The 20,476-nt window shown below is 60.1% G+C and carries 16 protein-coding genes; 13 read left to right on the forward strand and 3 right to left on the reverse strand.

Translation table 11 applies throughout. The features are described 5' to 3' along the window. Positions 1-700 precede the first annotated feature (700 nt). From nadA to GOW98_RS22455, 13 genes are all read left to right on the forward strand, one after another. Complete coding sequence (gene nadA / locus GOW98_RS22395; protein ID WP_170336255.1) at positions 701-1,753, forward strand: quinolinate synthase NadA; 1,053 nt, start codon at positions 701-703, stop codon at positions 1,751-1,753. An 8-nt stretch (positions 1,754-1,761) separates the two neighbouring features. Beyond that, entirely contained in the window at positions 1,762-3,327 is a 1,566-nt protein-coding gene (locus GOW98_RS22400; RefSeq protein ID WP_170336257.1) for an L-aspartate oxidase, read from the forward strand. After that, positions 3,324-4,172, forward strand: a complete 849-nt coding sequence (gene nadC, locus GOW98_RS22405; RefSeq protein ID WP_170336259.1) for a carboxylating nicotinate-nucleotide diphosphorylase — start codon at positions 3,324-3,326, stop codon at positions 4,170-4,172. Before GOW98_RS22400 ends, nadC begins: the two co-directional genes overlap by 4 nt. Positions 4,173-4,334: 162 nt before the next feature. Further along, on the forward strand, positions 4,335-5,243 hold the full coding sequence (locus tag GOW98_RS22410) for an NAD(P)-dependent oxidoreductase (protein ID WP_170336261.1): 909 nt from the start codon (positions 4,335-4,337) through the stop codon (positions 5,241-5,243). An 85-nt stretch (positions 5,244-5,328) separates the two neighbouring features. Next, the gene (locus GOW98_RS22415; RefSeq protein ID WP_170336264.1) at positions 5,329-7,581 is read left to right on the forward strand and encodes a hybrid sensor histidine kinase/response regulator; all 2,253 of its coding nucleotides are present in this window, start codon (positions 5,329-5,331) and stop codon (positions 7,579-7,581) included. 99 nt (positions 7,582-7,680) lie between these two features. Continuing rightward, a complete protein-coding gene (locus GOW98_RS22420; RefSeq protein WP_170336266.1) occupies positions 7,681-8,784 on the forward strand; it encodes a cytochrome-c peroxidase in 1,104 nt (367 codons plus the stop codon). Positions 8,785-8,795: 11 nt separating this feature from the next. Continuing rightward, on the forward strand, positions 8,796-9,983 hold the full coding sequence (locus GOW98_RS22425; protein ID WP_170336268.1) for a cytochrome-c peroxidase: 1,188 nt from the start codon (positions 8,796-8,798) through the stop codon (positions 9,981-9,983). Between the two features lie 5 nt (positions 9,984-9,988). Continuing rightward, positions 9,989-10,558, forward strand: a complete 570-nt coding sequence (locus GOW98_RS22430; RefSeq protein ID WP_170336270.1) for an arsenate reductase (azurin) small subunit — start codon at positions 9,989-9,991, stop codon at positions 10,556-10,558. Positions 10,559-10,572: 14 nt separating this feature from the next. Beyond that, complete coding sequence (locus tag GOW98_RS22435; protein ID WP_170336273.1) at positions 10,573-13,254, forward strand: arsenate reductase (azurin) large subunit; 2,682 nt, start codon at positions 10,573-10,575, stop codon at positions 13,252-13,254. Between the two features lie 145 nt (positions 13,255-13,399). Continuing rightward, positions 13,400-15,601, forward strand: coding sequence for a HEAT repeat domain-containing protein (locus GOW98_RS22440; RefSeq protein ID WP_170336275.1), 2,202 nt, complete (start codon positions 13,400-13,402; stop codon positions 15,599-15,601). A 14-nt stretch (positions 15,602-15,615) separates the two neighbouring features. Next, on the forward strand, positions 15,616-16,101 hold the full coding sequence (locus GOW98_RS22445) for a plastocyanin/azurin family copper-binding protein (protein WP_170336277.1): 486 nt from the start codon (positions 15,616-15,618) through the stop codon (positions 16,099-16,101). Next, positions 16,094-17,338, forward strand: a complete 1,245-nt coding sequence (locus GOW98_RS22450) for a molybdopterin molybdotransferase MoeA (protein ID WP_170336280.1) — start codon at positions 16,094-16,096, stop codon at positions 17,336-17,338. Before GOW98_RS22445 ends, GOW98_RS22450 begins: the two co-directional genes overlap by 8 nt. Before the next feature lie 86 nt (positions 17,339-17,424). Further along, positions 17,425-18,150 carry a response regulator gene (locus tag GOW98_RS22455; RefSeq protein WP_170336282.1) on the forward strand — a complete coding sequence of 242 codons (726 nt, stop codon included), beginning with the start codon at positions 17,425-17,427 and terminating at the stop codon, positions 18,148-18,150. Here GOW98_RS22455 and GOW98_RS22460 read toward each other — a convergent pair. The 3 genes from GOW98_RS22460 to GOW98_RS22470 form a co-directional block, all read right to left on the reverse strand. Then, entirely contained in the window at positions 18,147-18,665 is a 519-nt protein-coding gene (locus tag GOW98_RS22460) for a GNAT family N-acetyltransferase (RefSeq protein WP_170336284.1), read from the reverse strand. The genes GOW98_RS22455 and GOW98_RS22460 overlap by 4 nt on opposite strands. Next, the gene (locus tag GOW98_RS22465) at positions 18,662-19,216 is read right to left on the reverse strand and encodes a helix-turn-helix domain-containing protein (RefSeq protein WP_170336287.1); all 555 of its coding nucleotides are present in this window, start codon (positions 19,214-19,216) and stop codon (positions 18,662-18,664) included. Before GOW98_RS22465 ends, GOW98_RS22460 begins: the two co-directional genes overlap by 4 nt. 117 nt (positions 19,217-19,333) lie before the next feature. Continuing rightward, positions 19,334-20,350, reverse strand: coding sequence for a Fe(3+) ABC transporter substrate-binding protein (locus GOW98_RS22470; protein WP_170336289.1), 1,017 nt, complete (start codon positions 20,348-20,350; stop codon positions 19,334-19,336). Between the last annotated feature and the right edge of the window lie 126 nt (positions 20,351-20,476).

The following is a 20,476-nucleotide window of genomic DNA, read 5'->3' on the forward strand; positions in this document are numbered from 1 at the left end:
GTTAGGCCCGGGTCTCTTTCATAAAATCTCCGTTGTGTGAGGCGTACCGCCTCATACGTTTGGCGCAGATAGTCCTTCAGGCAAGACGGGTCAATATCTCTTAAGGTCCAGATGTTTCATTTTGAGTGGTGGTGCGCGTCACTTGCGTTCGCACCAGCATCCAATCGATACCTCGTAAGACGTCGTCGGTTGTGAGCGGGCGATAATCCTGATCGGCAGCGTCGGTGCTGCCATCGCATACCAGAAAGGGCCTCCAGCGACGTTTGCAACATTTGACTAAAGTTACTTGGCCTTCAGTCTTGCACTTAGTCCACTACGCGTATTGGGGCCACTCCTCCAAACGGAGCGCCGAAGCGTTGTTTTCCACCCGCTTTAAAAAGTCTGTTCAACCACACCGATCTACCTGATCACATCAAGACAGGACATGCATTGCCCATTGACACCTCAACCAACTGTACTTCGAGACAATCTCTTTCGGCTTCGATCGAATGTGCGTCCTTCCCGGCCCTACGTTTCCTAAACGTAACGGTGGACCAGTTCGGTATGGGAAAAGATCGAAGGACCAAAGATCGCGCCGTTCGGCAAGATAATTCTGCCGTTTCCGGCAATATCAGAACAATCTTCCGATCTGGATGGTGGTAAATCCGCCACAAACCCCATATGAACAACGTCACGAGTTCATCAGGCAGAAAACAGACCCGTGTTTGACCTACCCGCGCAGCGCGCGCATCTCTCCGAAAAATATGATTTGGCCCCATCGCCCGAGCTTGCGGCAAGCATGAGCGATATCTATGACCGCATGTCCCGCGTGGTCTCGCCCGTCGATTGGGCAATCTATGCGCCCTATGTGAAGGCGATTAACGATCTGAAGGTCGAGCGGAACGCCGTCATTCTGGGCCATAACTATATGACGCCCGAGATTTACCACGGCATTTCCGACTTCGGCGGCGACAGTCTACAACTGGCGATCAAGGCGACCGAGGTCGAGGCAGATGTGATCGTGCAGTGCGGCGTGCATTTCATGGCCGAGACCTCCAAGATCCTCAGCCCCCAGAAAACGGTGCTGATGCCGGATATGGAGGCTGGCTGTTCGCTGGCTGAATCGATCACCGCTAAAGGCATCGAAGAAATGCGTCGTCGTTACCCCGGCGCGCCGGTCGTGTCCTATGTGAACACCACGGCCGAGGTCAAAGCGGCCTCGGACATCTGTTGCACTTCGTCCAACGCAGCCCAGATCGTGGCCGCGCAAGACAGCGATACGGTCATCATGACCCCGGATCAGTATCTGGCGCAGAACGTTGCCCGCGACGTACCGCAGAAGAACGTGGTTTGGTGGGAAGGCTCGTGCATCGTACACGAACAGTACAGCGCCAAGGATCTGCGGGACTTCCGCGAATGGAACCCGGGCACCCGGCTGATCGCTCATCCCGAATGCCCGCCGGATGTAGTGGCCGAGGCTGATTTCTCGGGCTCGACCAGCGGCATCATCAAATATGTCACCGATGAAAAGCCGGAAAAGGCGCTGCTGATCACCGAATGCTCGATGGCGTCGAACATTGCTGACGAACTGCCCGAGGTCGATTTCGTCGGCCCCTGCAACATGTGCCCCTACATGAAGAAGATCACATTGGAAAAGGTGCTGTTCGCGCTGGATACCATGACCGGGCAGGTTGAGGTTGATGCGGACGTGGCCGACAAGGCGCGCCTGTCAGTGCAGCGCATGATCGACCTTTCCCGCAAACTGGGTATTTGATCGGCGACATGCAAACCGTTGAGACGCCGCGCGTGGTCATCATCGGGGCCGGGCTTGCGGCGGTATATACCGCGCTGAAGCTGGTCCCTTGTCCGGTCGTGATGATCTCGCCCGAACCGTTGGGGTCTGGCGCAAGCTCGGCCTGGGCGCAGGGCGGTGTTGCTGCGGCGATGGCCCGGACGGACAGCCCCGAAGCCCATGCCGAGGACACCATGCGCGCTGGCGCCGGGTCGGTTCTGCGCGAGGTGGCTGAGTTCGTTACACAGGCCGCGCCTGAGCATATCCACGACTTGTCCGACCTTGGCACCGGGTTTGATCGCACCGCCGATGGTGGCTTTGTGCAGTCCCGCGAGGCCGCGCATTCAGCAGCACGGGTGGTGCGGGTCAAGGGCGATCAGGCCGGGTCCGAGATCATGCGGGCTTTGATCGAGGAATTGCGCCAGACGCCCACAGTTCAAGTGATCGAAGGCGCGCAGGCCGTCGGGTTGGAAAGCGACGGCACGCAGGTCACCGGCGTTTACCTGACCCATGCGGACACGGCCACTGCGCCAACCGTTCTGCTGCGCGGTGCGGCGCATGTTTTGGCCACTGGCGGGTCATCTGGCCTCTATGCCCAGACCACCAATCCGGCGCGTATCCGCGGGCAGGGGATCGGCATGGCGGCCCGCGCCGGGGTGCGGATTGCTGATGCCGAGTTTGTTCAGTTTCACCCCACCGCAATCGATGTGGGCGAAGACCCAACGCCTCTGGCCACCGAAGCCTTGCGCGGCGAAGGGGCCGTTCTGATCGACTGTGACGGCCATCGGTTCATGCCTGATATCCACCCCGATGCCGAACTGGCCCCGCGCGACACGGTTGCGCGCGCCGTCTACCAGCAGGCGCAGGCGGGCAAGAGACCTGCTCTGAACACGTGCCAAGCCATCGGGGACGACATCGCCACGCAATTCCCCGCCGTGACCGAGGCTTGCCTGCGCAATGGGGTCGATCCCGTTCGTGACGCCATTCCAGTGACCGCCTCGGCGCATTACCACATGGGTGGGGTTGAAACCGATCTGGCCGGGCGCAGTTCGTTGACCGGGCTTTGGGTCTGCGGTGAGGCGGCCTCGACCGGGTTGCACGGGGCGAACCGTTTGGCCTCGAACGGCTTGCTCGAGGCGTTGGTTTTTGCCCGCTCCTGCGCGCGAGACATCGCGGATGCGGTGACCCCGCAGGGCTCGCCCGAGGTTGATATTCGCCTGACCCCTGGGGACGACACCGCGTTGGATCAGGATGTGACCACCCTGCGCCGGGCCATGACCGAACATGTCGGCGTGGTGCGCGACGAGACCGGCCTGCGACGCGCCCTGACGCAGATCGCAGCGCTTGAGGCCAGGCACGCAGGATCCGAAGTGTTCCTCAACATGACCGCCACGGCCACCCTGATCGCCGCCGCCGCTTTGCTGCGCGAGGAAAGCCGTGGCGCGCATTACCGATCCGATTTCCCTGATCTTATTCCCGGCCCCGGCCAACGCTCGACCCTGACACTGACCGAGGCACTGGCTCTGCGGGACCGCATTGCAAAGGACGCAGCATGACCTATCCGGCTTTGCCCGACATGATACTGGAACCCATGGTGCGCGCGGCGCTGATGGAAGATCTGGGCGCCAATGGCGATATCACCACCCTGACCGTAATCCCGACGGATGCCACTTATAGTGCCCGGCTGAACGCGCGCGAGGATGCGGTGGTATCAGGGATGCAGATTGCCGCGCTGGCGTTCCGTCTGGTTGATCCGTCGCTGCAGGTCACTACCCACATCGTGGACGGCCAGCGCTGCGCCAAAGGCGACACGCTGATGGAGATCAAGGGCAGCGCGGCCTCGATCCTGTCGGGCGAACGGGTCGCGCTGAACTTTGCCGGGCGCATGACCGGTGTCGCGACCGCAACGGCGGCGCTTGTTGCCGAGACCAAAGGCACCAAGGCGCGCATCACCTGCACCCGCAAGACCACGCCCGGCCTGCGCATTGTTGAAAAACAGGCGGTGCTGCATGGCGGCGGGTTCAATCACCGCTTTTCATTGTCGGACGCTATTCTGATCAAGGACAACCACATCGCCGCTGCCGGTGGCGTGGGGGCGGTGCTCAAGGCCACCAAGGCCCGCGCCTCGCATATGATGAAGGTCGAGATTGAGGTGGATACGCTTGACCAGCTGGCCGAAGTGCTTGAGGTCGGCGGCGCCGATGTGGTGCTCTTGGACAATATGCCACCCGAGACCCTGAAACAGGCGGTCGCGCTGGTGGATGGACGGATCGTGACCGAGGCGTCAGGCAATATCAGCCGCGAGACTGTGGCGGCGGTGGCGGCGACCGGGGTCGACTATGTCTCGTCCGGCGCGCTGACTCATTCCTATCGCACCATTGATATCGGGCTGGACTTCTGACTCTGTGCCGCTCCGCGGGGGATATCAGCCAACTCCGCAAAGTCACGAAACATTGATCCCGTAGGCCTTGGCAAGGGGGTGCCCCTCACACAAGTGGGGCAAAGGGGATCGGTTCTGAGCTTTTCAGTGCCAAGGCAGCCCCGGCATGGAAAGAGGCACCTCATGGAAAAACCTGTTATCGGCTTCATCGGCGTCGGCCTGATGGGACATGGCATGGCGAAGAACATCCTTCAGAATGGTCATTCTCTTGTCGTCATGGGGCACCGCAATCGCCAACCGGTTGATGATCTGGTGCAACGTGGTGCGACCGAAGTAACCTCGGCGAAACAGATGGCCGAACAATGTGACATCATCCATTTGTGTGTTTCTGGCAGTCCACAGGTCGAACAGTTGGTCCGTGGCGATGACGGGATACTGGCATCGGGCAAAACCGGGTTGATCGTTGTGGATTGTTCGACCTCCGACCCGGTTTCAACCCTGCAACTGGCGACCGAGCTTCGGGCTGCTGGTATGGATCTGGCCGATGCGCCTCTTGGCCGTACCCCAAAAGAAGCCGAGGCTGGCACACTGGACACCATGGTCGGCGCCGCGCCGGAAACCTTCGAGCGCATCAAGCCTGTGCTCGACTGCTGGGCCGGTCTGGTCGTGCATATGGGTGATGTTGGGTTGGGCCATAAAATGAAGCTGATCAACAACTTCATCTCGCTGGGATACGCGGCGCTTTACTCCGAGGCACTGGCTGTGGCCCGCAAATCAGGACTGAGCGCAGAGCAAGTGGATTCGGTGATCCGCCCGGGCCGATTGTCGAACGGTTTCTACGAAACCTTCATGAAGTGGACGCTGGAGCGGGATGAGAACGCGCACAAATTCACCATCACCAATGCACATAAGGACATGCGGTATCTGGCGAACCTTGCCAGCAGTTTGGGTGCCGTGACCCCGGTACAGGCTGCGTTGCGAAACGGGTTTGCGGCAATGGAGGCCTCGGGGCGCGGGGACAGCTACCTTCCGATGCTGGCCGATTTCACCGCTGCTGTGAACGGATTGGTGGAAGAAGAAGGGCCGACCTAAGCCCTGCGTCACCAACACAAGTGGTGTGCCTGCAAAATTCATGACACACCCTAAGCCTGTAAGCTGATCAGGTCAGGGTGCAGGCATGAAAGACGTCCCCGAAGTGGTCGAGGGTTTTCCAAGGCGGTCTCTCGCCGTGGCCTTTGCAATCGGCATCGCGCTTGTGATCATCCTGTCGGTGTTTCTGTATATGTCGCGTGAAACCGGCAACCGCATCGGCGAGATGCGGCAGGCCTGGCACAGCTATTCGGTGGAAACCACGCCGCGCGGTTACTGGATTTCCGATATCCGCGAGGATTTCGGCTATGGCGGTCTGATCCATAACTTCAAGAACTACGTGCTGCGGCAGGACCCGGACTACGGACCGATCCTGCGGCAGCAATCGGCCCGTCTATTGGGCACGATTCAAGCCTATCGAAACTCGGATCCGTCGCAAGTGGAACTGGACGCCTTGCGGCAGATCGAAGACGTTGCCCTGGAATATACCGGTAACATCCCCCTGATTGAGGAAGGTATCGCCGCAGGCCAGACCGCCGAACAGATCGACGCCCGAGTGCGCGTCGATGACAGCGGCGCGTTGGCGGCCTTGGCGACGTTGGAGACCCTGTGGGTCGAAGAGCGGGACCGCAGCCTTTCGGGCATGGTGCAGGCGTTTTCTGATGGTGAGCGGCTGGTGCGCAACTTCTCGGTTCTGCTGGTCGGGCTGATCGTGCTTGTCGGGGTGATCGCCATCCTGACAACATTGCTGATCACCAACATCCTGCGCACCAACAGACGTTTGAAGGCGGAACTGGCCCTGCGCGAACAAGTCGAACTGGCCGAACGGAAACTGGCCCGTGCGGTGGAACAAAGCCCGACCTCGATCCTGATCACCGACACCGATCTGAATATCGAATACGCCAATCGCAAATTCTTTGACCTCAGCGGATACACGGCGGACGAGGTCTATGGCCATACGCCCAAAATTCTGCAATCGGGCTATTCAGGGCAGGGGGTCTATAAGGACCTGATGGGGCGGCTAAAACAGGGCCAAAGCTGGTACGGTGTGTTTCGAAACCTGCGCAAGGATGGCACCCATTACTGGGTCTCGACGGCGATATTCCCGCTGGTGGATCAGAACGGCAGCGTCACCCATTACATCGGCATCGGTGAAGACATCACCGAAACCCGACGCACCCGCGAGCAGTTCGCCCAGGTGCAGAAGATGGAAGCAGTCAGCATCCTTGCCGGTTCTGTCGCGCATGACTTCAACAACGTGCTGATGAGCGTCATCGGCAACGCCGATTTGATCGAATTGGACGCCGACGGGAACGAGGACGTTCAGACCTCGGTTAGTCATATCCGCATCGCGGCGCGACGGGCGCAGGCGCTGGTGCGCAAGATGCTGACCTTTGCCCGTCAGCGTCCCCGCAACCCGCAGCGCGGTGATTTGGTCAAAGCCACGCAAGAGGCGCTTGAGCTTATCAAGGTCTCAGCCCCGCCCAGCATTGAGACCCGCTTTGACATTGAGATCGACGCAGCCTTTTCCGATTTCGACACCACTCTGTTTTTCCAGACTTTGCTGAACCTGTGCCACAACGCGTTTGAGGCGATGGGCGACCAGCCGGGCGAGGTGGTTCTGTGGATCAGCCGGGCCGAGGACGACGCGCTGGAGGATCTGCCGGACGAGGCGATCGGCGTGATCCGTCTGGACGTCTCAGACACCGGGCCAGGGATGAGCGACGAGGTACAGCAAAAGGTGTTCGAGCCGTTCTTCTCGACAAAACCAGTGGGTAAGGGCACCGGTCTGGGGCTGACCATCGTGCATAACAGCGTCGAGGAATCCCATGGCCGGGTCGAATTGCACTCGGAACCCGGCAAGGGCACGCGGTTCAGCCTGTTTTACCCGATGATGCCCGCTCTCAGCCCCGAGCAGCAGGCCGAGCTTCGCGCGGTCACCGGGGACGAACATGTGTTGCTGGTGGATGATGATGAGAATGTCCTGTATGTCACACGCCGGTTGCTGACCCGCTATGGTTACCGGGTCGAGGCTTATTCCGATCCGCAGCGGGCGCTGGAGGCATTTCGAACAGCACCGGACAGCTATGATGTCATCGTCACCGACCTGATGATGCCAGGCCTGAAGGGCACCGACCTGATTGGCGCGGCCCGGTCCCTGCGTCCCGGGATGCCGACGATTCTGGTCAGCAGTTATTTCGATGACGCCGAAACGCCGGATGCAAACGACTCCACTATCCGTGTCCAGAAACCGGTTGGTGTTCAGGACCTTGCGCGGATCATCCGCGCGTCGATGCACGGGGTTTCGTTACAAAATTTAACATCTCTTCACAGACCTTAATCTGTATCAAATCACCACGAAACAACTGTCCTTTAGGGTTCGCTTAGCCGGTCCTCGGCCAACCGAGTGATCGGAATAGCGAAAAGGGGCTTTCAGATGATGACCAAAGCCAGAACATGGTTCTCGGCGCTGTCGACAGTTTCACTACTGACGATCTGTGCTGCGTTACCGGTTCACCAGGCCCTGGCGGATGAGCCGGGCCCGGTAGAAGCCATAGAGTTCGACCCAGCCAAGGCGGCGCTTGGCAAACGTTTGTTTTTTGATCCAAGACTGTCCGGCGATACCGAGCTGTCCTGCGCCAGCTGCCACCAGCCGGAATTGGGCTTTACCGACGGGCAGGCCCTCTCGGATGCCTATGCGGGCAGCCTGCATTTCCGCAACGTGCCGACGCTGATCAACAGTGCCAAGCGCGCCGCGTGGTTCCATGATGGGCGCATCGGCACCAACCTCAACGACGTGACCCGCGAAAGCATCACCGAGACCTATTCCATGAACATGGACATGCGCCTGATGCAGGAACGCATCAAACAGGACCCGGTTTATATCGAAATGTTCGAAGCCGCCGGATTTGGCGAGCCTTCAAACGGTGGCGTCCGCAACGCGATTCCGGAATATCTGAAAACGCTGATCTCGCGTGGGGCTCCGTTCGACACCGGTGAGATGTCGGATGAGGCCAAGGCCGGGTATGAGCTGTTCAACGCCAGCGGCTGTAACTCCTGCCACGCGGGCGAGCGGTTCACCGATGACCTGCCACACAATATCGGCGTTGGCGACAACCCTGATATCTGGGCGACCCCGGAACGTCACATCACCTTTGTGACCATGATGAAGTTCCTCGGCGTCGAAAACTACATGAATCTGCGCGCCGACCCCGGAGCGTACATCCGCACCCACACCGCCGACACCTTCGGCACCTTCATGACCCCCACGCTGCGCGAGCTGACCTATACCGCGCCGTATATGCACAACGGCACGCTGGCGACGCTCGAGGACGTGGTGGCCTTCTATAACGCCGGTGGCGGTGACGATGAAAACAAGGATCCGCGCATCAAACCGCTGAACCTTTCCGAGACCGAGCAAGCACAGCTGGTGGCCTTCCTCAAGGCACTGTCCGGCGAGCCGCTGACCGGCCCCGACTTTGTCGCCGAGGATATCGATACGGACTATGCGCCGATCGAAAACTGGCAAGACGCGACAAACTGAGGAGTGGACCCATGAAAGACCTAAAGTCTTACCTTTCAGGCACAATCGCCACCGCTGCCCTGTTTGCCGTTCTTGGCTCGCAGGCCATTGCGGAAACCAGTATGGAGATTGAGGCCGGTATCGGCGGGGCAGACCCCGACCCGGATGCGCCGCTAGTGGCGCTGGGTGAGCCGCCCATCCCACTGGACAACCCGCAGACCGACGCCAAGATTGAACTGGGCAAGATGTTGTTCTTCGACCCGCGTTTGGGCGGCAATCCCTCGACGCCGTGTTCGGCGTGTCACATGCCGGACGTGGGTTGGGACGTCGAAGCACCGATCTCATTCGGCTATCCGGGTACAACCCACTGGCGCAACAGCCAGACCATCGTGAACTCGGCCTATTACGGCAAGCTGTTCTGGGCGGGCTCAAGCAAAAGTCTTGAGAGCCAGGCCAAATCCGCCGCAGGCGGTGCAGTTGCCGGCAACGGTGAGGCCGACATGATGGAAGCCCGTCTGGCTTTCGTTCCCGAATATGTCGAACGCTTCAACGACGTCTTCGGTGACCAATGGCCGCGTATCAGCAACGCATGGCGCGCCATCGCCGCGTTTGAACGCACCATCGTTCAGACCGACACCCCCTTCGACAACTATTTGCGTGGGGATGATGCGGCGTTGACTGACGAACAGAAACGCGGGCTGGAGCTGTTCACCGGCAAGGGGCAATGTTCCGAATGTCACAATGGTGCGCTGCTGTCGGATGAGAAATACTACAACACCGGCGTGCCCGCCTATGACGGTTGGCAGGACGATGGTCTGGCGCAGGTTACCTTCCGGTATGAGCTCTATGCCAAAGGCTCAAACGAAGAGATGTACCGCCACACCAAGGACGATCCCGGCTTTTATTTCCGCACCAAGGAAAAGGCCGACAAGGGTAAGTTCCGCACACCGTCCCTGCGCTACACCCTCTATACCGAACCCTACATGCACAACGGCATGTTGGAGACGCTCGAGGATGTGGTCGAATTCTACAACCAGGGCGGCGGCGAGAATGAGTTCTCAGCCAACAAATCCCAGCTGATCCAACCCCTTGGCCTGAATGATCAGGAAAAGGCGGATCTGGTGGCCTTCCTGAAATCCCTGTCCGGCGAGGAAATCCTGATCGAGGAACCTGACCTGCCGGATTACCAGCCGCTTCCAGCGGCTGCAGCAGAGGAGTAAGCGTCATGACAGATCATAACGCAACCGGATGCAGCTGTTCGGGCGAGGCCAAAAAGGCCTGCACCGTAAACCGCCGCCAGTTCCTGTTCGCCTCGGGTGCCACGACCTTTGCCGTGATGGTGGCCATGCCCACCCGCCACGGTCAGGCCGAACAAGTGCCCGCCTTGGTGTCGACTTATCCGCGCAAGCTGATCGGCAAGCTCTCTGATTTAGAGCAGGATGTGCCTGTCGAGTTCTACTACCCGGATGAGGGTGACTATTCGGATTCGATCCTGGTCAAGACCGGCGTGGAAAGCGGCGGCGGCATCGGTCCGCAAAAAGACGTTGTGGCCTTCAACCTCACCTGCACCCATCAGGGCGGGTCGATGTATGACAGCTACAAGCCTGAACATAAGGTGCTGGGCCCATGCCCGCTGCACCTGTCCACCTATGACGTGACACGGCATGGCATCCTCGTTTCGGGGCAGGCCTATCAGTCACTGCCGCAGGTCCTTTTGGAACTGGACGGCGATGACATCTACGCCGTTGGCATGTTCGGCCTGATCTACGGCCGCTACGACAACCTGATTGCATAAGGGGAGACGGTATCATGGCAACCCCGTACTACGTACCCGAAACCAACGTCCCGCTGCCGCCCAAAGGCGCCGAGGTCATCTCAACCGCTTGCGATTACTGCATCGTGGCGTGTGGTTACAAAGTCTATCGCTGGCCTGTGACGGCCAAGCCGGGTGGACCCGGCGCGGAGGAAAACGCATTTGGCGAGGATTTCCCCGTCGCCCCTCTGGGCGCATGGGTGGCTCCGAACCAGCACAATATCGTACTGCACAAAGGTCAGCCACATCACGTGGTGATCATTCCCGATAAAGACAACCAGACCGTCAACACCGACGGTGACAGCTCCTTGCGGGGTGGGTGTATCGCCCAGAAATGCTATAACCCACAGACGCCGACCCGCGACCGCCTAAAGACACCGCTGATGCGGATTTATGGCACGCTGATGCCGGTTCCTTGGGATCTGGCGTTGGATGTGGCGGCTGAGGTGGGCAACCACGTCATCGCTAAGCACGGCACCAATGCCTATGGCGTGAAGACCTTCAGCTATCAGTATATCGAGAACACCTATGCGATCTCGAAATACGCGCTGCGCCATATCAACACCGCGAACTTCACCTTCCACGACACGCCGTCCGACGTGACCTCGACCCCTGGTTTCCGGGATGCGGGTTTCGACAATTTCGGCCCGTCGTACGAGGACTGGCGGGATGCGGAAACCCTGCTGGTCTGCGGTACTGACCCGTATGAGACCAAGACCATCCTCTATACCCAGTGGATGATGAAGGGGATGCAGAACGGTCAGAAAGAAATCTATCTGATCCCGCGCCGCTCGGCTGGTGTGGCCCATGCTGAAAAGATGGGTGGCCTGCATATCGACGTTCTGCCCGGCACCGACCTGCTGGTCGTCAACGCCATCGCCCGTGTCATCGTGGAGAATGGCTGGGAAGACAGCGACTGGATCAAGAATTGGGTCAACAACAAGTGGGAAAGCTCGTCCGGCTTCGGTCAGGGCACCCGCAACACGCCGTGGCAATGGCGTACGACCTGGGGCAAGTTTCAGACCAAGGGTTTTGAGGACTGGAAAGAGTGGCTGCTGTCGCAGGACGAATTCGCGCCTGAAACCGCTGCTGCTATGGCCGAGATCGACGTGCAGAAAATCTATACTGCCGCCGAATGGCTGGCCAAACCCAAGGCGGATGGCACACGGCCCAAAACCTCGGTCATGATCGAAAAAGGGTTCTACTGGTCCAACAACACCGGCAACACACAGGCGATTTCCGCGCTGGGCATCATCTGTGGCTGCGGCGGTCGTCCGGGTCAGGTCATTGGCCGGGCCGGTGGTCACCAGCGGGGCGGTGTGAAGGGCGGGAAGTACCCGCGCAACAAATCGCCCGAGAAGCTGCCGGGTCGCCGTCGTCGCGCCATGGATACCGACCGGTATCTGATCGCAGGTCATACCCGTATGGCCCATGTGATCGGCACCACATGGATCCAATCCATGTGCGGCAGCCAGCAACTGGCCGACAAGTTCGAGGAACTGACCGTCCGCAACCCGCACCAGATCGCCTCTTTCGACAAGCAAGAGATGATCGATACGCTGAAGGCCCGCGCCGACAGCGGCGGTATGGTGGTGATCAACCAGGACATCTATCTGCAGGACCCGATCGGCAATCGCTACGCCGACATCGTGTTCCCGGCAGCGACCTGGGGCGAAGAGGACTTCCTGCGCGCCAACGGCGAACGCCGTCTGCGTCTGTATCAGAAGTTCTATGATGCCCCCGGTGCGGCCAAGCCTGACTGGTGGATCATCGCGCAACTGGCACAGCGAATGGGTTTTGACGGGTTCGACTGGCAGAACTCGAACGAGGTGGCGGAAGAGGCCGTGCGCTTTACCCGCGGGTCGCGCAAGGACTTCCACGCGGTGCACCGTCTGGCCAAGGCCGAGGGCAAAACCCTGCACCAGAAGGTCCGTGAGTTTGGCACTGATGGTGTGCAATGCCCGGTCATGCTGGATACCGATGGCGTCACGCTGATTGAAACCAAGCGTCTGCACGACACGACCCGTACGCTGCCTGACACCGGTGCAGCCGGAAAGGATGTGTTCAACAAGAAGCTGACGCATTTCAACAGCCAAACTGGCAAGTGCAACATCCAGAAATCGCCCTGGGGGCTGTTCTCGGACTATTGGGAATGGTTGAAACCAAACAAGGAAGAAGGTGAGCTTTGGGCGACCTCCGGTCGGATCAACGAACGCTGGCAATCCGGCTTCGACGACCGCCGCCGACCGTATATCGTGCAGCGCTGGCCGGAAAACTGGGTCGAGATTCACCCCGATGATGCGGCCGAGCGCGGTATCGAAAGCGGCGACTATGTGATGGTCTACTCAGAGCGTGTTCCGGGTAACAAGCACACGCTGCTTGGCGTGGAAGGCGATGACTTCCAGTTCTCGAAACTGATGGAGAACGGACATATCGAATTGACCAAAGCGGCGATCACCGCCGTTGCCATGGTCACGCCCGCCATCAAGAAAAGCGTGGTCTACATGGACTTCCTGCACATGCAGCAGCCTGCAAATGCGCTTGAGGGCCGGATCGTCGACTGGATCAGCGGCAACTACAACTACAAGATGGGCGTTGCCAAGCTGCGCAAACTGGGGCCGAGCCCCTACAAGACCTCGTTCCGCACGATGTCCTTTGCACCGCGCGACATCGCCTGATGACCGCTTTCCGGGGGGCGGACGCCATGCCGCCCCTCGGGTCTGGTCCCACTGCAGAAGGGACCACCTGGAAGGCAGGTATCGGTTGGGAAACCTGTCTTCCACTTCCCCAACCTCTCCTAACCGCAAACATGGCAGACCTGATATGAACATGCATTCCGATACCGCCCTGCGTGACGAGGCCACCAGCCTGTTCTCTGACTACGCAAAATCCGACTATGACGTGATCCGCCTGCGCGCCATTCAGGCCCTGACAGCCATTGGCGCAAGTAACAGCCCTGCGCTGGTCGAGGCGTTGCTGGATGACGACGAAGACGTCCGTCAGGACGCCGCTCAGGCGCTGGGTGCGCTGGGCGTTCAGGAGGCGGCGCCGCAACTGCTGGAGAACCTGATCCACGATCCTTGCGGCGAAGTGAAACTGGCCTGTGTGACCGCACTGGCCGAGTTGAAATCCGACGACGCCGCGCCCTATCTGCGGACCCTCGTGACCGGACGTGGGGACGAGATCACCTGGGACGAGGATGAGTTGCATCAGGACGAATGGGACGACTGGCTGGATACTCAGATCGCCGCGATCAAGGCTCTGGGTCAGATGGGCGACGTGGCGGCTATTGAACCCATCGTCATGGCCCTGATGGATGAAGACGGGCAGGAACTGGGCGACGTCGCCTGTGAGGCACTGGGCCGGATCGGAGAACCGTCAGTACCGACTCTGGGCGTGTTCACGCAGTCCACGAACCGCCGTTTGCGTCACCGCGCCCTGCGGACGCTGGCCATGATTGGTGGGTCCGAGGCCGAAGCCATTCTACGCAAGGCCGTCACCGACAAGGACGGCGCGGTGCGTCTGATCGTTTATGAGGCTCTGATGCCGAACGATCCGGCACTGGTCGACCAGGCCCTGACCGATGCGGTCGAAGTCATCCGCATCGCTGCGCTGAACCTTTCGGGCTTTTCCGAACCCGAACTGCTGGACCGCATGATGCGCGACCCCGGCGCCAAGGTGCAGCTGGCTTTGATTGAAAGGTTGGACCGCAGCACGCCGATTGCCGATCAGGATGACCTGCGCTGGCAGGTGCTGGACTTCCTTGCCACAGGACAACAGCCTGAGGTTTCGGCGCAAGCACTGGGCCTGCTAGCGGCGCTGGCCCCGGACCTGGTGGCCGACCGGCTGAACGCGCTGTTCTCGGTCGAGGCCGATGACCTCAAGGCCGAGCGCATTCAATGGGCCATCGTCGATACGCTGGCAACGTCTCCCCTTCGCGAAGCGGCCGAGTGGTTGCAGCGTGCTTGCCGCTCGCCATTCCGGTCGGTGAGGCTGAAGGCCATAGCGTCGCTGGCGATGATCGTCACCGATGCGGATAGCCCACATGTGAACCAACAGCAGGGCCGCGAATTGCTGCTGTCCTTTGCTTTGGCCCCGATGCCCGTTTCGGAAGATGAACCCATCGAAACGCCGCAAACCGACATCGCCGCGTTGGAAGAGGCTGGTCTGGATGTGTCCGAGGGCGGAGAGAATGGCCCGACCTCAAGCCTTGGTGCAATCCTCGGCCATGACGCCATCGCCGCCGAAATGACGCAGGAGGCCGAAGAGGACGAAGTTCTACCGCTGACCCCGCGCGAACAGGCGTTGCTGGCTAAAGCAACCCGCCACCCCAAACGTCGCCGTGTCGCGTTGGATGACAATGCCGAGGCGCTGGAGCGTGAGACCCGCATGTCCGCCATCCGGTTGCTGGGTGAGGTGAAGGGGATGCAGATCATGCTGGCTCAGATCGCCAAAGACCCCGAAACCGAGATCGCGCAACAGGCCTTTGCCGCGCTGGGCGTTGCAGTGGCGCGTCACGGCTCCGAGTTGGATGAAACCCAATTGGTCGAACTGATCACTCAGGGTCTGTCGCACACGGACTCCGCCCTCTCGCTTCAGGCCCTGAAACTGCTGCACCAGGCCGATCTGCCGCCGCAGGATGCACTACGCGGTAAACTACGGGCGATGGTGAAAACCGGAGACACCCCGTTCCGTATCGACGCCATGCATATCTTAACCCGGTGGGACGGCACCCCGGACGTGGCGCGCAGCCTGCTGGACGACGTCTCGGCCCCGGTGCGTCAGGCAGCGATGCGACTGCTGTCAGAAACCGCCCCGGATCAGGCCGGAGCGGCCATTGTACCCTTCCTTCTGGCCAATCCCGAGCAGCGAATCGTGACCTATGTCAATGACAGCACGCCTGCGGTGGTGTCCATTGGGCGCGAATTGCTGACCGGGCTGCGCGACGAAGACCGCCGTGCCCTTTGGCCGGTGATGATCAGCGCACTGGCCGATCTGCTGGGGAATCCCTCGCGGGTGGCCTGAACCCGGAGAGACAGATGACGATTTCGCTGAAACTGAGTGCAGCGATCCTTGCAGGGGTGATGGCCTTTGCCCCCGCCGCACAAGCCGAGGATGTCCCTGAGGTCGCAGTGGTCCATCAGATCATCGATCTGAACGCAGATACCCCGGCCCACGCCTTTCGGTTCAAGCCCAAATTTCTGCATGTACCGGCCGGATCAACCGTTCGTTTCAAGGGCTCGACTGGGCGGCATACGGTAACCTCGATCATTCGCATGATCCCCGAGGGCGCGCGTGCGTTCGAGATTCGAGGCAAGCCCGAAATGGACCTGACCTTTGACAAGGAAGGTGTCTACGGCATCCGTTGCCGCGTGCATGGGCGACATGGCATGGTGATGTTGCTGATCGTGGGCGACCCAAGCTCGAACCTGGAAGAGGCGCGCGCCTATCTTCCGAAACTGGGTGAGGCCGAACAGGCCGGGTTTGAAGAGCTGTTCGAACAACTGGAGGATCAAAATGGCTGATGGATGCGCCTGCGACCGGCACGCTCAGATGTATTTGACGGTGTCCAAGGCTTTGACCCGAGGTCTGGCCGTGGCCGATCCGGTTACCGATACCGAAGTGTTGCCTCTGATCGACGCCATTGGCCGGGTGCTGGCCGAGGATTGCACCAGCAAGGCGGACATGCCGGCCTTCGACAACTCGGCCATGGATGGTTATGCGGTGCGGACGGCGGAACTGGGTGATGGTCCGACCTTTAACCTGCCCGTCGCCGGGCGCGTGGCAGCCGGGGATAGCGGTGCCCATGATGCACCAGCAGGCACCGCGCTGCGGATTTTCACCGGCGCCCCGGTGCCCGCCGATTTTGACGCCGTGCTGATGCAGGAGGATTGTGAGACCACCGCCGACGGCATCCGCTTTGCCCGCCGTCCGAAACCCGGTCAGCACATCCGCCGCGCGGGTGAGGACCTGAAAGCCGGTGCCCCGATCCTGCGGCGCGGATGCGAGATTACCGCGCGCGAAACCGCCGCGCTGGCCTCGGCCGGGTATGGTGAGGTCAAAGTATATCGTAAGCTGAGGGTCACGATTTTCTCGACCGGCAGCGAACTGCGCCAGCCGGGTGAGGCGCTTGGCCCCGGACAGATTTACAACTCGAACCGCTACATGCTGCGGGCGCTGCTTGATAAGGCATGGATCGACCTTAACGACAAAGGCCCGGTTGAGGATGATCCGGAATTGCTGGAGCAGGTGCTGCGCGAAGCCTGCGATACGTCTGATCTGATCGTCACCACTGGCGGCGTGTCGGTTGGGGATGAAGACCACATGCCGCGCCTGTTTGCGGAAATTGGCGGCCAGACCGATGTGATGAAGGTGGCGATGAAGCCGGGCAAACCGATTATGTTCGGGCGCCGGGGTGATGCGCTTTATGTCGGGCTGCCGGGCAATCCGGTGTCGGCCTATGTGACATGGCAGATCATCGGGTCGCACATGATGGCACGCAGGGCTGGTTTGCACCACGCTCCGCACACGCCGGAACAGGCGGTTCTTGCCGAACCACTGGAGCGTCGCGCAGGGCGGCAGGAGTACCGACCCGTCGTGATCGAGGGCACGTCGCCCGACGGCACTCCGCGTCTGCGCCTGATGGCCCCGTCTTATAGCGGTCGGGTCGCGTTGCTGGCGCAGGCCGATGGTCTGGCCGTCATTCCGGCCGAAACCGAGACATTGCCGCAGGGCCACGGGCTGCAGTTCCTGCGGTTCTGACGCCGTTGCACAGGTCATTGCAAGAGCCGTGCAGCGGCGGCTACAACTGTCCCGCGCCAGCTCAACACGCCCGCCTGGACTCGATTATGGTTAAAGCACATATCCTTGTCGTCGATGACGACCCGCAGATCACATCTTTTCTGCAGCGCTACCTTGAAAAACAGGGGTGTCGAGTCACGTGTGCAGCGGACGGCAATGCGATGGACGCCATTTTGGAGAAATCCGAGATCGACCTCATTCTTCTGGATATCGGTCTGCCCGGTCGCAACGGTTTTGACATCACGCGTGAGCTGCGGGTGAACTCCAACATACCGATCATTGTTCTGTCAGGCCGGGATGAGATTTTCGACCGGGTTGTCGGGTTGGAGTTCGGGGCCGATGACTATATCACCAAGCCGTTTGAGGCGCGCGAGGTGTTGGCCCGCATCCGCACCGTTCTGCGTCGAGCCCGACCCGAAGAAAAAGTGACCAACGGGGCTGAGGTGCCTTTGGTCAAGTTCGGTGACTGGGTGCTGAATGTGAATGAACGCACCCTGACTGCCGCTGATGCGCTCGAAGCCACGCCATTGACGACCACCGAATTCGATGTGCTGCTGGCTTTTGTGAACAACCCGCACATGGTGTTCTCACGCGATCAGTTACTGGACAAGGCGCGCGGGCGCGAGACCATCGTGGGTGACAGGACCATCGACGTGCATGTGGCGCGGCTGCGCAAGAAAATCGAACCCGATCCTACCGCGCCAACCTATATCAAGACTGTGCATGGGATCGGCTATTGCTTTGCCGCCAACGTGCGCAAAAGCTCGGCCTAGCTCAGGTCCTTGAACATGTAGGTCGTGGGCTCCAGCCGGTTTTCGAACGGGTTGCGGCAATAGTTCGGAATCTCTCCGGCGATCTTAAATCCCATGCTTTGATACAGGGTGCGCGACGGATCAGTGCTGCGCGTATCCAGCACCAGCAGCGTTCGACCCAGTTGGGCCGCCCGACCCTGTAGCGCGCCCATCAAAGCACGCCCAAGCCCCTTGCGCCGGGCCTTTGGGTGAACCAGCAGCTTGGCCACATCGGCGCGGTGTGGTTGATTGGGCATTGCTGCCGGGATCAATTGCACCGTCCCCAGGATACGCCTGTTGTCGCTGGAAATGAACAGATCCAACGCGCCGGTCTTCAGGTCCGGCCGTACGCGGTTCTGCCAATAGGCGCGGGCCTGATCCGGCGTGAAGGGGTGGATGAACCCGATGCTGGCACCGTCCTGTACACAGGCGTGTAGGATATCCGTCAAATCGTCCAGTGCATCATCAAAGTCATTGACGTTCAGACGTGAGATCATATCAACACCAACAGATACCGAGCACCGCAGGCGGGCGTTGTTTCGAACCGGGTTGGACCGGAGAGATGATAGCGCAGACAATCCCCGTCTTTCAGATCATGTGCGATCTCATCAACTGTCAGTGTCAGGGTGCCGTTCAACATGATCAGGTGATGCTCCTGCCCGGGCTTGGGAGGCGTGTCATAGGTAATCACAGTGCTGGGAGGCAGATGGCCTTCCAGAACTTCGCCGCTGAGCCCGGTAGCGGGCGGAGACACCGATCGCCGCGTGAACCCGGTTTCGGGATCGCGCCATTCCGGTTGCCGTTCAAAAGGTACGCGCGGGTCGAAACTGTCTTCGATCATCATCAGCAGGCGGGACACCGGCAGGCCGTACGCGGCACACAACCTCCCCAGCGTTTCTGCTGTGGGGCTGACATCCCCCTTCTCCATTCGCGAGAGGGTGGCGCGGCTGATGCCGCTATGCTCGGCCAACTGGTCCAGCGACCATCCGCGGCCCTGGCGCAGTTCGTTCAGGCGGTTGGCAAGGCGGTTTGAGAGATCGTCCAGCATTTTTCAGATATGAGAATCACGTTCATTTATGAGATTATCGGTAAAAATAAGCACCGCGCAACAAGAAAGGGCGCAGAAATTTCTGCGCCCTCTTTACTGCTCGGGTTTTTGCCTGGATCAGTTCCAGCCAACCTCGTTGAAGATTTTCTGCGCTTCGGGCAGGTTCTTTGCGACCTCAGACAGGTTCACGTCATCCGCCTTGAACTCACCCAATGCCTTGACCGAGTCTACAAGCTCGACGCCTTCAACTGCCGGGAATTCGTCATTGCCGGATGAGAAGTATTTCTGCGCCGAGTCGCCGGCCAGGTACTCGAGGAACAGGATCGCGTTTTCCTTGTTCGGTGCATTCGCCGCGACGCCAGCGCCGGAAAGGTTCATATGTGCGCCGGTGCTGTCCTGGTTGGGGAAGACCCAGCCGATCGAGTCGATGTCAGCCGACACGCCTTTGACATCCTTACGAATGGCGCGGGCAAAGTAATAGGTGTTCGACACGGCGATATCGCACTCGCCCGAGACGATGCCGCGCAGCTGGTCAGTGTCACCACCCTGCGGGTCGCGCGCCATGTTGGCGACGATGCCCTCGGCCCAGGCTTTGGCGGCTTCGGGGCCTTCGTGGGTGATGATCGAGGCCAGCAGGGTCTGGTTATAGGTGTTGCTGGACGACCGGATGCAGATCAGGCCCTTGTATTCCGGCTTGGCAAGATCGGCATAGGTGGCCGGCGGGTTGGCCACGTTTTCCTTGTCGAAAAAGATGATGCGGCCGCGCTGGGAAAAGCCGAACCACTCATTGTCGGTGTCCTGCAGATTGGCGGGGATACGCTCTTCCAGAACTGCGCTGTCGACTGACTGCAGAATGCCTGCGTTCTTGGCCCGCGCCAGACGCGAGGTGTCAACGGTCAGCAGGATGTCGGCGGGCGAATTCGCCCCTTCGGCTTCCATCCGGGCGATCAGCTCATCGGCCTTGCCCTCGATACGGTTGATTGTGATGCCGGTCGCCTCTTCGAAATCACCATACAGGTTTTCGTCGGTGTCATAGTGGCGCGAGGAATAGAGGTTCAGTTCCCCCTCGGCAGCGGCGGAGGTTGCAATCAGGGCCGTCAGGGCGGCGGCAACGCAGGTAGAGGATTTCAGCATTATGTCTCCCAACTTTGAAAGCTGTGGCGGTTTATTCTGACTGAAAAGGTCAATGAAACGATTCCGGCAGGGATGCAAGGAAATCCGACAAAATTAGTCGGTCAAATGGTCGCTGTCGCGAAGAAC

The sequence above is a fragment of the Ruegeria arenilitoris genome (assembly GCF_013032445.1).
GTDB lineage: Bacteria > Pseudomonadota > Alphaproteobacteria > Rhodobacterales > Rhodobacteraceae > Ruegeria > Ruegeria arenilitoris_F.